Annotated in this window: 14 protein-coding genes and 1 riboswitch; of the genes, 13 read left to right on the top strand and 1 reads right to left on the bottom strand. The window is 68.0% G+C overall.

Annotated features, from left to right (window positions below; genetic code table 11):
* Positions 1 to 61: 61 nt before the first annotated feature.
* The gene (locus tag AB7878_RS14130; protein ID WP_369494966.1) at positions 62 to 1282 is read right to left on the bottom strand and encodes a sensor histidine kinase; all 1221 of its coding nucleotides are present in this window, start codon (positions 1280 to 1282) and stop codon (positions 62 to 64) included.
* 193 nt (positions 1283 to 1475) lie between these two features.
* On the opposite strand from AB7878_RS14130, the gene AB7878_RS14125 reads away from it, so the two are divergent.
* The 13 genes from AB7878_RS14125 to parC all read left to right on the top strand — a co-directional run bounded on the left by AB7878_RS14125 (position 1476) and on the right by parC (position 13408).
* The gene (locus AB7878_RS14125) at positions 1476 to 2096 is read left to right on the top strand and encodes a GNAT family N-acetyltransferase (protein WP_369494965.1); all 621 of its coding nucleotides are present in this window, start codon (positions 1476 to 1478) and stop codon (positions 2094 to 2096) included.
* A complete protein-coding gene (gene minC, locus AB7878_RS14120) occupies positions 2093 to 2866 on the top strand; it encodes a septum site-determining protein MinC (RefSeq protein ID WP_369494964.1) in 774 nt (257 codons plus the stop codon). The genes AB7878_RS14125 and minC overlap by 4 nt, the downstream gene beginning before the upstream one ends.
* A 48-nt stretch (positions 2867 to 2914) precedes the next feature.
* Positions 2915 to 3733: a septum site-determining protein MinD gene (minD, locus tag AB7878_RS14115; RefSeq protein ID WP_369494963.1), complete on the top strand. Its 819-nt coding sequence runs from the start codon at positions 2915 to 2917 to the stop codon at positions 3731 to 3733.
* A gap of 5 nt (positions 3734 to 3738) precedes the next feature.
* Positions 3739 to 4014 (top strand): cell division topological specificity factor MinE, encoded by a 276-nt coding sequence (gene minE, locus AB7878_RS14110; protein WP_369494962.1) that lies wholly within the window; start codon positions 3739 to 3741, stop codon positions 4012 to 4014.
* Between the two features lie 42 nt (positions 4015 to 4056).
* On the top strand, positions 4057 to 4584 hold the full coding sequence (locus AB7878_RS14105) for a hypothetical protein (RefSeq protein WP_369494961.1): 528 nt from the start codon (positions 4057 to 4059) through the stop codon (positions 4582 to 4584).
* 28 nt (positions 4585 to 4612) lie between these two features.
* Entirely contained in the window at positions 4613 to 5692 is a 1080-nt protein-coding gene (locus tag AB7878_RS14100) for a glycosyltransferase family 9 protein (protein ID WP_369494960.1), read from the top strand.
* Between the two features lie 157 nt (positions 5693 to 5849).
* The gene (locus AB7878_RS14095) at positions 5850 to 7625 is read left to right on the top strand and encodes a DUF885 domain-containing protein (protein WP_369494959.1); all 1776 of its coding nucleotides are present in this window, start codon (positions 5850 to 5852) and stop codon (positions 7623 to 7625) included.
* A 9-nt stretch (positions 7626 to 7634) separates the two neighbouring features.
* Positions 7635 to 7865: a hypothetical protein gene (locus tag AB7878_RS14090; protein WP_369494958.1), complete on the top strand. Its 231-nt coding sequence runs from the start codon at positions 7635 to 7637 to the stop codon at positions 7863 to 7865.
* 40 nt (positions 7866 to 7905) lie between these two features.
* Positions 7906 to 9012: a T6SS phospholipase effector Tle1-like catalytic domain-containing protein gene (locus AB7878_RS14085; RefSeq protein WP_369494957.1), complete on the top strand. Its 1107-nt coding sequence runs from the start codon at positions 7906 to 7908 to the stop codon at positions 9010 to 9012.
* A gap of 29 nt (positions 9013 to 9041) precedes the next feature.
* Positions 9042 to 9132, top strand: a riboswitch (Fluoride riboswitch).
* Between the two features lie 67 nt (positions 9133 to 9199).
* Positions 9200 to 9586 (top strand): fluoride efflux transporter CrcB, encoded by a 387-nt coding sequence (gene crcB, locus AB7878_RS14080; protein ID WP_369494956.1) that lies wholly within the window; start codon positions 9200 to 9202, stop codon positions 9584 to 9586.
* Between the two features lie 13 nt (positions 9587 to 9599).
* Positions 9600 to 9947 carry a DUF190 domain-containing protein gene (locus tag AB7878_RS14075; protein ID WP_369494955.1) on the top strand — a complete coding sequence of 116 codons (348 nt, stop codon included), beginning with the start codon at positions 9600 to 9602 and terminating at the stop codon, positions 9945 to 9947.
* Positions 9944 to 11062 (top strand): cyclopropane fatty acyl phospholipid synthase, encoded by a 1119-nt coding sequence (cfa, locus tag AB7878_RS14070; RefSeq protein ID WP_369494954.1) that lies wholly within the window; start codon positions 9944 to 9946, stop codon positions 11060 to 11062. Before AB7878_RS14075 ends, cfa begins: the two co-directional genes overlap by 4 nt.
* 108 nt (positions 11063 to 11170) lie before the next feature.
* Positions 11171 to 13408, top strand: coding sequence for a DNA topoisomerase IV subunit A (gene parC / locus AB7878_RS14065; RefSeq protein ID WP_369494953.1), 2238 nt, complete (start codon positions 11171 to 11173; stop codon positions 13406 to 13408).
* Positions 13409 to 13427: the final 19 nt, after the last annotated feature.

Here is a 13427-nt window from a genome sequence, read left to right as displayed (position 1 = left end):
GGTGTCCGAACCGACGCATTCTGGCATGCGAAAAGCGCGTGGCGCGAACTCATAGTGAGCATCACGGCACACTCAGCGCCGGCGGTTCGAGCCGCGAAGGCGCATGCGCCAATTCCGGCTGCTCGCCCAGCGGCAGGCGCACGGTGAGCGCGAAGCCCTCGCCCGGCGCGGTTTCCAGCACCAGGCTGCCGCCGAACTCGGCCAGCCGCTCGCGCATGCCGGACAGGCCGTTGCCCGCCTCCGGCTGGATGGCGCCGCGACCGTCGTCGCGCGCATGCAGGCCCAGCAGGCTCGGCCCGGCGTAGGCGAAGGTCAGCCACAGGTTGCGTGCGCCGGCGTGCCGCGCGGTATTGGTGATGATCTCCTGGGCGCAGCGCAGCAGCACCTGGGCCCGGCGCGGATCCTCCACGCTGAAACGCGGCGGCATGCTCACCTGCACCTTGAGCCCCGGCACGCCTTCGGTGAGGCTGCGCAGCGCCTGGGTGAGGTCGATCGCGTCGTCCTGGCGCAGCTCGCTCACCGCCTCGCGCACGTCGGTCAGCAGGTGCTTGGCGGTGGCCTGCGCCTTGCGCACATGCGCGACGGCGTCCTCGTTGCAGACGTGGCTGGCCACTTCCAGGTTCAGGCTCAGCGCGGTGAGGTGGTGGCCGATCAGGTCGTGCAGCTCGCGCGCAATGCGCATGCGCTCGGCCAGCCGGCTGGACTCGGCCAGCAGCGCGCGGGTGGCGCGCAACTCGGAGTTGAGCCGACGCAGCGCCTCGCGCTCGTCGGTCTGCCGGCTCGCCACCATCGAGGCGACGAACGCCAGCGCGCAGATGCCGAGATAGATGATGGTCTGCAGGAAAGCCAGCGCCAGCGAGGGGTATTCCGGGAAGCGGGTGAACACCGCCACCAGGCAGGCGTTCTGCAGCACGATGCACAGCACGCCCAGCCAGAATGGCAGCAGCCACGGCAGCACCATCGCCATCACCGCCAGGAACATCGCGGTGAGGCCGCTGTGGCTGTACCAGCCGACGGCCAGCGACGCGAGCGTCATCACCATTAGGCCGAGCAGGCGCAGCCCGAGATGGCGCCGCGAGCCGAGGTCGTAAGTCACCGCCCAGTACAGCACGCCAAATACCAAGTAGCAGACCGTCCACAGCAGCAGCGCGAAATCCGATCGGTGCAGCAGGCTCAGGCGATCGGTCGCCCAATGCGTGAGCAACGGCGTGCCTACGCACAGATAGGTGAACAATCCGGCGAAGCGCAGCAGCCGGATATGGCTGAAATTGACCTGGGACATGCCGCACATCATTGGACACGCGCCCGGCCCGCGCAATGCGCGGGAAGTCATCCCTGCCGAAAGGCATGCGATTGCTTTACGACGTCTTTACATGTGGCGGCGCGAGGTGTGCGGGTGGCGGGTGCATGCCATAATGCGCCATTGCCGCGAGGCCATGCCGGCCTCGGCCCACCTCATTCCTGCGGAGCAACGAATGGCCCTTGCCATCCGCGACGTCAGCGAGCACGACCTGGACGCCGTGCTGGCCCTCAACAACGCTGCCGGTCAATCCATCATCGCCCTCGACGCCGCGCAGCTGCGCTACTTCTTCGAGCGCGCGGACTACTTCCGCGTGGCCGAGATCGACGGCCATATCGCCGGCTTCCTGATCGCGCTGCGCGAAGGCGGCGACTACCACAGCCCGAACTACGTGTGGTTCAGCGAACACTACCCCGCGTTCGTGTACATCGATCGCATCGTGATCGCGAATGCCTACCGCCGCCACGGCCTCGGCCGCATCTTCTACTGCGACGTCACCAGCTACGCCGAGGTGCGCGTGCCGCTGCTCACCTGCGAGGTGTTCCTGGAGCCGCGCGACGACGTGATCGTGCTGTTCCACGGCACCTACGGCTTCCAGGAAGTGGGCCAGCAGCGCATGGGGTCGAGGAAGGGGCGCCAGGTGAGCCTGCTCGCCAAGGACCTGCCCAGCTACGCCTACGTGCGCGAAACCTGGCTCGAACACGGCGGCCTGCCCGACCTGCCCTGGCTGGCCGAGCGCCGGCGCCCGGCACCGGCCTCCAGCCCGCTTCGGCAGGCCGGGGAGCGCCACGCATGACCGCCACCGTTGATACGGCGGACGCCTGCGACCTGCGCTTCGGCCAGGTGGGCATCGCCAACGTGCGCATCAAGCGCGTGGACGCCGCCGCGCTGTGCGAGGAACTGGAACGCCGCGTGCGCTCCGCGCCGCAGCTGTTCGCCCGCGCCGCCGTGGTGCTGGATCTCAGCCACCTGCTGAACCTGCCCGACGACGGCGCCGTCGACGCGCTGCTGGAAGCCGTGCGCAGCGCCGGCATGCTGCCGGTGGGGCTGGCCTACGGCACCAGCGAGACCGAGGCGCTGGCCCGCCGCATGGGCCTGCCGTTGATCGCCAAGTTCCGCGCCGCCTACGAGCCGGCGAGCGGCGCCATCGCGCCACCGGTCGCTCCCGCACCGGCGGCCGTACCGGCATCGACACCGGCGCGCGAGACGCCGGCCGCCGAATCCGCGCCCGAACGGACGCAAGGCTCGCTGCACCACGACGGCACCGTGCGCTCCGGCCAGCAGATCTACGCGCGCGACCGCGACCTGGTGATCACCGGCACCGTCGCCAACGGCGCCGAGGTGATCGCCGACGGCGACATCCACGTCTACGGCGGCCTGCGTGGCCGCGCCATGGCGGGCGCCCAGGGCAGCGCCGACGCACGCATCTTCGTGCACGACTTCCGCGCCGAGCTGGTGGCGATCGCCGGTCACTACCGCGTGTTCGAACAGATACCGAAAGACCTCGAAGGCCAATCCGTGCGATGCTGGCTCGAAGGCGAAAAACTGCTGCTGGCCCGGCTGTGACCGGGCGCTTCAACCACAACGACAAGAACGTTCCCGGGAGATGGTTACTTGACTGCTGAAATCATTGTTGTCACCTCGGGCAAGGGCGGCGTCGGCAAGACCACGACCAGCGCCTCGCTCGCCACCGGCCTCGCGATGGCCGGCAAGAAGGTCGCGGTGATCGACTTCGACGTCGGCCTGCGCAACCTCGATCTGATCATGGGCTGCGAACGTCGCGTGGTGTACGACTTCGTCAACGTCGTGCACGGCGAGGCCACGCTGAAGCAGTCGCTGATCAAGGACAAGCGCCACGACAACCTCTACGTGCTGGCCGCCAGCCAGACCCGGGACAAGGACGCGCTGACCCAGGAGGGCGTGGAAAAGGTGCTCGACGGCCTGTCCGAGGACGGCTTCGACTACGTGGTGTGCGATTCGCCCGCCGGCATCGAGAAGGGCGCGCACCTGGCGATGTACTTCGCCGACCACGCGGTCGTCGTGGTGAATCCGGAAGTGTCCTCGGTGCGCGACTCCGACCGCATCCTCGGCCTGCTCGCCAGCAAGACCCGGCACGCCGAGCGCGCCAACGGCACCACCGTCAAGCAGCATCTGCTGCTGACGCGCTACAGCCCGACGCGCGTCGCCAACGGCGACATGCTCAGCGTGAAGGACGTCGAGGACATCCTCGGCATCAACGTGGTGGGCGTGATCCCCGAATCGGAACAGGTGCTGGCCGCGTCGAACTCCGGTGTGCCGGTGATCCTGGACGAGAACTCGCATGCCGGTCAGGCCTACAGCGACACCGTGGCGCGCATCCTCGGCGAGGAACGTCCGCTGCGCTTCGTCGACGTGCCCAAGAAGGGCTTTCTCCAGCGTGTATTCGGAGGCTGATCACGATGGGCATACTCGATTTCCTGAAGCGCAAGCCGGAAGCTACTGCCAGCGTGGCCAGGGAGCGCCTGCGCATCATCGTGGCGCAGGAGCGCTCCACCCGCGGCGCGCCGGACTACCTGCCGATGATGCGCAACGAGCTGCTCGAAGTGATCAAGAAATACGTCCACGTCGACCTTGAGGCGATCAACATCAGCTTCGAGCGCGACAGCGGGCACGAAGTGCTGGAGCTGTCGGTGGCCCTCCCCGACGGCAAGACCGCGACCACGCCGGCCACCTGATCGCACCGTCGCCCCCGATCCATGCCGGGGCGACGTCATCCCATGCCGGATACCGCTCCCGCTCCCGGCGTGCTGCGCCTCACCGACATCGGCGAGGCCGCGCCGACCGCCCTGCTCGCCCGCCACGGCCTCGCGCTGCAGCGCGTGGCCGACGGTGCGCCCATTCCCGGCAGCTACTGGGGCGACGAGGAGGCCGGCGTCATCGGCCACACGGTGTACGCGCGCGGCGACACGCCGGTGCATTCACTGTTGCACGAAGCCTGCCACCTGATCGTGCTGCCGTCCGAACGACGCGCCGCCGTGCACACCGACGCCACCGACTCGATCGAGGAGGAGGACGCGACCTGCTACCTGCAGATCGTGCTGGCCGACGAACTCCCCGGCGTGGGCCGCGCGCGGTTGATGGCGGACATGGACGCCTGGGGCTACAGCTTCCGGCTCGGCTCCACCCGCGCCTGGTTCGAGCAGGACGCCGAGAATGCGCGGCGCTGGCTGGTCGAACGCGGCCTGCTCGCGCCCGACGGCGCGCTTCCCGCTTCGGCTGACGCTACGATGCGCGCTGCTGGCTGACTCCATCACCTCCACCTACAGGTCCATCGTGGCGCGATCCCCGCACGAAGCTTTCGACCTCGACCACCTGCGCCGCCGCGTGGCGCGCGGCCTGATGCGCCTGCTGTTCGGCAAGGCCGCCGAGCCCAGCGGCGAACCGCTGCCGCGCCGGGGCATCCATCGCATCCTGGTCTGCCACATCAGCCACACACTGGGCAATGCGCTGCTGCTGACGCCGCTGATCCGGGAACTGGAAGCCACGTATCCCGGCGCCCAGATCGACATCGTCACGCGCAGCCAGGTCGGGCGCGAGCTGTATGGCCACTACGACCGCATCAGCGAAGTGTTCCGGATGCCCGCGCACGGCTTCGGCCACCCGCGCCAGTGGCTGCGTGCCCTGCGCAGCATGCGCAAGGCGCATTACGACCTCGCGATCGACGTCGATCCGCAATCGCAGACCGGCCGCCTGCTGCTGCTGAAGGCGCGCGCCACCTGGACGCTGGGCTTCAGCGGACCGAAAAAGAGCGGCAGCGTGACCCACGCGGTCGTGGTGCCCGAGCACGTGCAGAACAAGGGTCAGCGCCCGGTGTATCTGTTGCGCCAGGCGCTGGGCGATCACGCCAAAGCTGACTACCCGGTGCCGGATATCCGCCTCGACGAGACCGAGCTTGCGCGCGGCCGGCGCGTGCTGGACCGCGTGCTGGCCACGGCCCCGGCCGACGCTCGGCACCGCAAGACCATCGGCGTGTTCGCCAACGCCACCGGCCCCAAGCTGCTAGGCACCGGCTGGTGGAACCCGCTGCTGGCGACGCTGGAACAGCTGCGTCCGGACTGTCAGCTGGTGGAAATCGTGCCGATGAATGGCCGCTCCATGCTGGACTCGCGTTATCCCAGCTATTTCTCCACCGACCTGCGCCAGCTCGGCGCCGTGCTCGCCAACCTCGACGGCTACCTCAGCCTCGACTGCGGCATCATGCACTTGGCCTGCGCCTCGCGCGTGCCCACGCTGGGCATCTTCACCACCACGCGCGCCGACGAATGGGGCCCCTACGGCCCCGGCAACCACGTGATCCACGCCTACGAGCTCGCACCCGAGGCCGTGGCGCGCGAGCTCGCCGCACGGCTGTAGGAGCGCACCCTGTGCGCGAATGCTCTGATGCTTCGATCAGGGCCAAAAGCATTCGCGCACAGGGTGCGCTCCTACACTGCCCCATGCTGCGCTAGTCTTCCCGTGTCGCCGCGCCGCCACCTGCGGATGCGGCCCATCGCGCCACAGGAAAACCTCGATGAAGCCGCTCACACGGATCGCCTGTGCCTTCGCCCTCGCTCTGCCGCTGGGCAGCGGCACCCTCGCCGCGCAGATCGCGCCCGCCACCACGACCACGAGCGCCGACCAGGCCTTCACGCAGCTGGCCGACCAGTACTTCGACGACTACTACTTCCCCGCCAACCCCAGCGTGGCCACCGCCGACGGCCTGCACGCGTGGGACGGCAAGCTGGAGGACTACTCGCGCGCCGGCGTCGACGCCAACGTCAAGGCGCTCAAGCAGTGGGAAGCGCGCATCGCCGCGACAGACCCGAAGGCGCTCGGCGAGTTCGTGCAAGGCGACCGCGAACTGGTGCTCAACAACATCCGCAGCACCCTGCTCACGCTGGAAACGATACGACCGTGGCAGAAGAACCCGGACAGCTATTCCAGCGGCATCACCAGCAGCGCGTTCACCTTGATGGAGCGCAAGTTCGCATCGCCGGAAACGCGGCTGCGCGCGCTGATCGCCCGCGAAAAGCTGATGCCGGCGGTGCTGGCCGAGGCGCGCAAGAACCTCGACAACCCGCCGAAGATCTACATCGAGATCGCGCTGGAACAGCTGCCCGGCCTGGTGAGTTTCTTCCAGCACGACGTGCCATCCGCCTTCGCCGAGGTCACCGACGCGGACCTGAAGCAGCAGTTCGCCGCCAGCAACGGCGCAGTGATCAAGGCGCTGCAGGATTACCAGGCCTGGCTGAAGACCGACCTGCTGCCGCGCTCGCACGGCGACTTCCGCATCGGCGCGCAAGCCTTCCGCGACAAGCTGAAGTACGACGAGATGGTGACCCTGCCGCTGGACCGGCTGGTCGCGATCGACATGGCGAACATGCGGGCCAACCAGGCCGAGTTCGCCAAGGTGGCGCACGAGCTCGACCCGACGAAGACGCCGCAGCAGGTGCTGGCCGAGCTGGCCGCCGACCACCCGCCGCGCGACAAGCTGCTCGACACCTTCCGCGGCAGTTTCGGCCAGCTGGTCGCCTTCATCCGCGCGAAGCACATCATCACGATCCCCTCCGACGTGCGGCCGATCGTGGAGGAGACGCCGCCGTTCATGCGCGCCACCACGTTCGCCTCGATGGACACGCCGGGGCCTTACGAGACAGTGGCGAAGGAGGCCTACTTCAACGTCACCCTGCCCGATCCCGGCTGGAACAAGCAGCGCACGCAGGCGTTCATGGCGCAGTTCAGCTACCCGGTGATCAACAGCGTGGCCACGCACGAGGCCTATCCCGGCCACTACATCCAGTTCCTGTGGATGCACGACCTGCATGACCGCGTGCGCAAGCTCCTGGGCGCGAACACCAACGTGGAAGGCTGGGCGCACTACTGCGAGCAGATGATGCTGGACGAGGGCCTGGCACAGTTCCTCTACCCGCACGACCGCCGCCAGCAACTGCTGCTGCGCCTCGGCCAATTGCAGGACGCGCTGTTGCGCAACGCGCGCTTCATCGTCGGCATCAAGCTGCACACCGGCCAGATGACGATGGCGCAGGCGGTGGACTTCTTCGTCAAGGAAGGCTACCAGTCGCGCGCCGTGGGCGAGGTGGAAACCAAGCGCGGCACCGCCGACCCAACCTACCTCTACTACACGCTGGGCAAGCTGGAGATCCAGAAGCTGCGCGCCGACCTCGAAAAGAAGCAGGGCAAGGACTTCAACCTCGAACGCTTCCACGACGCCTTCATGCAGCAGGGCTTCGCGCCGATCGCGATCGTGCGCAAGGCGATGCTGGGCGACGACTCGCCGGTGCTGTGACGGAATCCATTGTCACCGCCCGGCCAGGCGCGGACGATCAAGAATGGTTCGAACAACAGGCTTTTTGTTCGTCATTCCTGCGAGGCGCTTTTCAACAGCCGAAGGCTGGTCAAGCAGGAAGCGCTTCACAACAGCGAAGCTGGTCATCCAGTGCCTTTGGTGTTCAATGACCTCAAGGCACTGGATCCCGGCTTCCGCCGGGATGACGAGCAAAATCAAAGCTTCCTCAAGGTGACCTGACGTTTCGATGGACGCGGCTGCATGCCGCCACGGGGACGACATGAGCAAGCGCAGATCGGTCGTGCTGTTCGACGGCACCTGGAACAAGCCCGAGTCGAACACCAACGTGGAACGCCTGCGCCGGCTGATCGCGCCGCGCGATGCGGTCGGCGTCGAGCAGCTCGTCGAGTACATCCCCGGCGTGGGCGTGGAGCCGGGCGTGGCCCGCCTGCTCGGTGGCGCATTCGGCTACGGCCTGTCCGGCAACGTGAAGGACGGTTACCGCTGGCTGTGCGGGCAGTGGCAGCCCGGCGACGAGATCTGGCTGTTCGGCTTCAGCCGCGGCGCCTACACCGCGCGCAGCCTCGGCGGCATGATCCGCAAGTGCGGCCTGCTGCGCCGCGACGCCGGCGGCGGCGTCAGCGACGAGGCGGTCACGAGCGCCTATGCGTTCTACCGCGACACCGCGATCAAGCCGGGCGACCCCGATGCCGTGCGTTGGCGCGCTGCGCGCTCGACCGAAACGGACATCCATTTCATCGGCGTGTGGGACACCGTGGGCTCGCTGGGCATCCCGGACACCGCCTCGTGGTTTCCGTTCGCCCGTTCGCGCTACCAGTTCCACGACACCGACCTCAGCTGCATCGTCAAGCACGCCTACCAGGCGCTGGCGCTGGACGAGCACCGCGCTGATTTCGCGCCGACCAAGTGGACGCGCAACCCCGACATGCTCGCCCCCGGCGAATCGCCCACCGCGAAGAAGGCCGAGCAGGTCGAGGTGGAGCAGCGCTGGTTCATCGGCGCGCACGCCGACGTGGGCGGCGGCAACGACCACGACGGCGCCGGCCGCGTGCCCGACCCATTGCCGGAGCTCGCATTGGCCTGGCTGCAGCGCAAGGCGATGGCGGCCGGGCTGGCCTGCAGCGAACTCTGCGTGCCGGCGCCCGATGCCGCCGCAGGCGTGCCTCGCGACTCCTACGGCGAATTCATGTACGGCATCTACAAGACGTTCAAGCCGCCGTTCGACCGGGTGATCGGCAACGGCGTCAACGAGACCGTGGACGAGTCGGTGTGGCGGCACAGCCGGCTCGCCGCCGACTACCGCTCGCCCACGCTGGAGCAGGCCTTGCGCGACGACGTGGTGGGTGCGCCACCCGGCGTCGCCTGACATGCCATTGCGCATCGGCTAGCATGCCGGCTCATGTGGGAGATGGCATGCCTCCTGCTCCAGCCATGGAGCGAACCGCCGAAGTGCAGCCGCACCGAAGCTGATGATGCCTGCACCACCGGATTCCGGCGGCGCAGGCGTGCCTGTCGTCGCGGATGCCTCGATTCGCGGACAGGAGACATGACACGTGAACCTCAACGGATTCATCGCGGTGGGCCTGGGCGGCGCGCTGGGCTGCTGGCTGCGCTGGCTGCTCGGCATCGCGCTCAACCCGATCTTCCCCACCGTGCCGCTGGGCACGCTGGCGGCGAACCTGCTGGGCGGCCTGATCATGGGCTGCATGATGGGCATCTTCGAGCACTTCCAGACCCTGCCGCCGGAACTGCGGCTGTTCGTGCTGACCGGTTTTCTCGGCGGCCTCACGACCTTTTCCACATTCTCCGCCGAGGCCGACACCTTGCTGCTGCGCCAGCAATACCTGTGGTTCGGCGGCCACGTGGCGATGCACCTGGTCGGCACGCTGGGCATGACCATCGTGGGCATCGCGCTCACCCGCGGCCTGCTGCGGCATTGAGGAGCAAGCATCCATGAGCACGGAAACCTCGATCGACGGCGTGCAGCTGCGCTTCTACGTGCACATGCACGCGCGCCACGACGGCCTGCTGGTGTCCCAGTGGCTGCTGGAGCTGGCGAAGCGGCACAAGCTCGGCGGCGGCTCGGTGTTCCGCGCGATCGCCGGCTTCGGCCGCCACGGCGTGCTGCACCAGGAGGCGTTCTTCGAGCTCGCCGACGACCTCCCGGTGGCGGTGGAATTCCTACTGCGCGAGAGCGAGGCGGAGACCCTGCTGCAACTGGTACGCGCGGCCGGCGTGGAGCTGGTGTACTCACGCATCCCCGCGCGCTTCGGCGTGCTCGGCAACGAGGAAACCCGATGAGCCAGGATTCATTGAAGCAGCGCGCCGAAGACCTGCTGCTACACGCCGGCATCCGCATTGACGGCAACGCACCCACCGACGTGCGCGTGCACGACGAGGACCTCTACGCCCGCGTGTTCGCGCATGGCTCGCTGGGCCTCGGCGAGGCCTACATGGACGGCTGGTGGGACGTGGACGACCTGCCCGGCTTCATGACGAAGCTGCTGTCCTCGCACCTGGACGAGCACCTCAAGACCCTGGACACCTTGATCGCCCACCTCAAGGCACGCTTCATCAACCTGCAGCGCGGCGAGCACGCGTTCGAGATCGGCAAGGCGCACTACGATCTCGGCAACGACCTGTTCCACGCCATGCTGGGCAAGCGCCTGGTGTACTCCTGCGGCTACTGGGCCGAGGCGGGCAACCTCGACGACGCGCAGGCCGCCAAGCTCGACCTGGTCTGCCGCAAGCTGCGGCTGCAACCCGGCCAGCGCGTGCTCGACATCGGCTGCGGCTGGGGCGAGGCGCTGAAGTACGCGGCCGAGCATTACGGCGTCAGCGGCGTGGGCATCACCGTCTCCGAGCAGCAGGCCGAGTTCGCCCGCGAGCTGTGCAAGGAGTTGCCGATCGAGATCCGCCTGCAGGACTACCACGAGATCGACGAGCCGTTCGACGCGGTGTATTCCATCGGCATGTTCGAGCATGTGGGCGGCAAGAACTACCGCGCCTACTTCGAGACCGTGCGGCGCTGCCTGAAGGAGGACGGCCTCTCGCTGCTGCACTGCATCGGCAGCAACGGCACGCCGGCCCAACCCGATCCATGGATCGAGAAATACATCTTCCCCAACTCGATGATCCCGGCCGCCAGCCAGGTCGCCGCCGCGCTGGAAGGCCTGTTCGTGGTCGAGGACTGGCACAACTTCGGCACCGACTACGACCGCACGCTCACCGCCTGGCGCGCGAACTTCGACGCCGCCTGGCCGGAACTGTCGAAAAACTACGACGAGCGCTTCCGCCGCATGTGGCGCTACTACCTCGGCGCTTCCGCCGCGGTGTTCCGCAGCCGCCGCGACCAGCTGTGGCAGCTCACCCTGAGCCCGGACGGCGTGCCGGGCGGCTATCGCGTGCCGCGCTGATACCGCGGGCGCTCGTCCAGGACACCCCGTCAAGCTGTTGCGTCCGGCCGCGTTCTGGCACCATCGCCCGGTTATCCGCGCGAATCGCGCGCCTGTCGACGCATCTGCATGAACCTGCAAGCCAACTACGAACAGATCCCGCTCAAGGAATACGCCGAGCGGGCGTATCTCGACTATTCGATGTACGTGGTGCTGGACCGCGCCCTGCCCTTCGTGGGCGACGGCCTGAAGCCGGTGCAGCGGCGCATCGTCTACGCGATGAGCGAGCTGGGCCTGGCCGCCAGCGCGAAGCCGAAGAAATCCGCGCGCACCATCGGCGACGTGATCGGCAAGTTCCATCCGCATGGCGATTCGTCGTGCTACGAAGCGATGGTGCTGATGGCGCAGCCGTTCTCCTACCGCTATCCGCTGGTGGACGGCCAGGGCAACTTCGGCTCGCCGGACGATCCGAAGAGCTTCGCGGCGATGCGCTACACCGAGAGCAAGCTCAGCCCGATCGCCGAGGCGCTGCTGGGCGAACTGGGCCAGGGCACGGTGGACTGGGTGCCGAACTTCGACGGCACGCTGGAGGAACCCAGCTGGCTGCCCGCGCGCGTGCCGCACGTGCTGCTCAACGGCTCGATGGGCATCGCGGTGGGCATGGCCACCGACATCCCGCCGCACAACCTGCGCGAACTGGTGACCGCCTGCATCCGCCTGCTGGACGAGCCGGACGCCACGGTGACCGAGCTTTGCGAGCACGTGCGCGGCCCGGACTACCCCACCGAGGCGGAAATCATCACTCCGCGCGCGGAACTCTTGGCGATGTACCAGAACGGCATCGGCTCGGTGCGCGCCCGCGCGGTGTTCCAGCGCGAGGAAGGCAACATCGTCATCACCGCGCTGCCGCACCAGGTGAGCCCGTCCAAGATCCTCGAGCAGATCGCCGCGCAGATGCGCGCGAAGAAGCTGCCGATGATCGAGGACCTGCGCGACGAGTCCGACCACGAGAACCCGATCCGCCTGGTGCTGGTGCCGCGCTCCAGCCGCGTCGACGCCGACGAGCTGATGCCGCACCTGTTCGCCACCACGGACCTGGAGAAGAGTTTCCGCGTCAACCTCAACATGATCGGCCTGGACGGCCGCCCGCAGGTGAAGGATCTCAAGAAGATCCTCGGCGAATGGCTGACGTTCCGCACCTCGACGGTGACGCGCCGCCTCAACCATCGCCTCGCCAAGGTCGAGCGCCGCCTGCACCTGCTGGAAGGCCTGCGCATCGCCTACCTCAACCTCGACGAGGTGATCCACATCATCCGCACCGAGGAGGAGCCGAAGGCCAAGCTGATGGCGCGCTTCGGCCTCAGCGAGGAACAGACCGACTACATCCTCGAAACCCGCCTGCGCCAGCTGGCGCGGCTGGAGGAGATGAAGATCAACGCCGAGCGCGACCAGCTCGAAGAGGAGCGCGCACGCATCAACGTGCTGCTGAAGTCGCCGGCCAAGTTGAAGAGCCTCATCAAGGACGAGCTGCGCGCCGACGCGGAAAAATACGGCGACGCCCGCCGCTCGCCGCTGGTCGAGCGCGAAGCCGCGCAGGCACTGGACGAAAGCGCGCTGGTGGCCAGCGAGCCGGTCACCGTGGTGCTCAGCCAGAAGGGCTGGATCCGCGCGGCCAAGGGCCACGACATCGACGCCGAAGGCCTGAGCTACCGCGAAGGCGACGGCCTGCTCGCCACGATGAAGGCGCGCACCACGCAGCAGATCGCGGTGATCGACGCCACCGGCCGCAGCTATTCCACGCCCGCGCACACCCTGCCCTCCGCGCGCGGCAATGGCGAACCGCTCACCGGGCGCTTCACGCCGCCGGCCGGCGCCAGCTTCGACGCGCTGACCGCCGGCGACAACGACACCCGGCTGATCCTCGCCACCGACTTCGGCTACGGCTTCGTCACCCGCTTCGAGGCGCTCACCGGCCGCAACAAGGCCGGCAAGCAGATCATCAGCCTCAGCGACGGCGCCAAGGTGCTGGCGCCGCAGGCCAGCGCCGACCCCGCGCGCGACCGCATCGTGGTGGTCACCACGGAAGGCCATCTCCTGATGTTCTCGGTGGCCGAGTTGCCGGAACTCGACAAGGGCAAGGGCAACAAGCTGATCGAGATTCCGAAGAAGCAGCTGATGGAGGGCGAGCGCGTGGCTGGCGTCGCCGTGGTCGCCGAAGGCAAGGGTGAAGTCACCATGTACGCCGGCGCGCGCAAGCTCACCCTGCGCTGGGCCGACCTGGTGGAATACGGCGGCAACCGCGCCACCCGCGGCGGCCTGCTGCCGCGCGGCCTGCGCCGCGTCGAACGCATCGAGACGACGGCGTAGGCCGGGGTTCATCCCGACA

Origin of the sequence: Rhodanobacter humi (assembly GCF_041107455.1) — a bacterium.
Taxonomy (GTDB): domain Bacteria; phylum Pseudomonadota; class Gammaproteobacteria; order Xanthomonadales; family Rhodanobacteraceae; genus Rhodanobacter_A.
This window is presented reverse-complemented; position numbering and strand designations above follow the sequence as displayed.

Excerpts from the sequence above, each read along its gene's own strand:
- AB7878_RS14130 (WP_369494966.1), bottom strand. The coding sequence starts at position 1,282 with ATGTCCCAGGTCAATTTCAGCCATATCCGGCTGCTGCGCTTCGCCGGA.
- AB7878_RS14125 (WP_369494965.1), top strand. The coding sequence starts at position 1,476 with ATGGCCCTTGCCATCCGCGACGTCAGCGAGCACGACCTGGACGCCGTG.
- minC (WP_369494964.1), top strand. The coding sequence starts at position 2,093 with ATGACCGCCACCGTTGATACGGCGGACGCCTGCGACCTGCGCTTCGGC.
- minE (WP_369494962.1), top strand. The coding sequence starts at position 3,739 with ATGGGCATACTCGATTTCCTGAAGCGCAAGCCGGAAGCTACTGCCAGC.
- AB7878_RS14105 (WP_369494961.1), top strand. The coding sequence starts at position 4,057 with ATGCCGGATACCGCTCCCGCTCCCGGCGTGCTGCGCCTCACCGACATC.
- AB7878_RS14095 (WP_369494959.1), top strand. The coding sequence starts at position 5,850 with ATGAAGCCGCTCACACGGATCGCCTGTGCCTTCGCCCTCGCTCTGCCG.
- AB7878_RS14085 (WP_369494957.1), top strand. The coding sequence starts at position 7,906 with ATGAGCAAGCGCAGATCGGTCGTGCTGTTCGACGGCACCTGGAACAAG.
- AB7878_RS14075 (WP_369494955.1), top strand. The coding sequence starts at position 9,600 with ATGAGCACGGAAACCTCGATCGACGGCGTGCAGCTGCGCTTCTACGTG.
- cfa (WP_369494954.1), top strand. The coding sequence starts at position 9,944 with ATGAGCCAGGATTCATTGAAGCAGCGCGCCGAAGACCTGCTGCTACAC.
- parC (WP_369494953.1), top strand. The coding sequence starts at position 11,171 with ATGAACCTGCAAGCCAACTACGAACAGATCCCGCTCAAGGAATACGCC.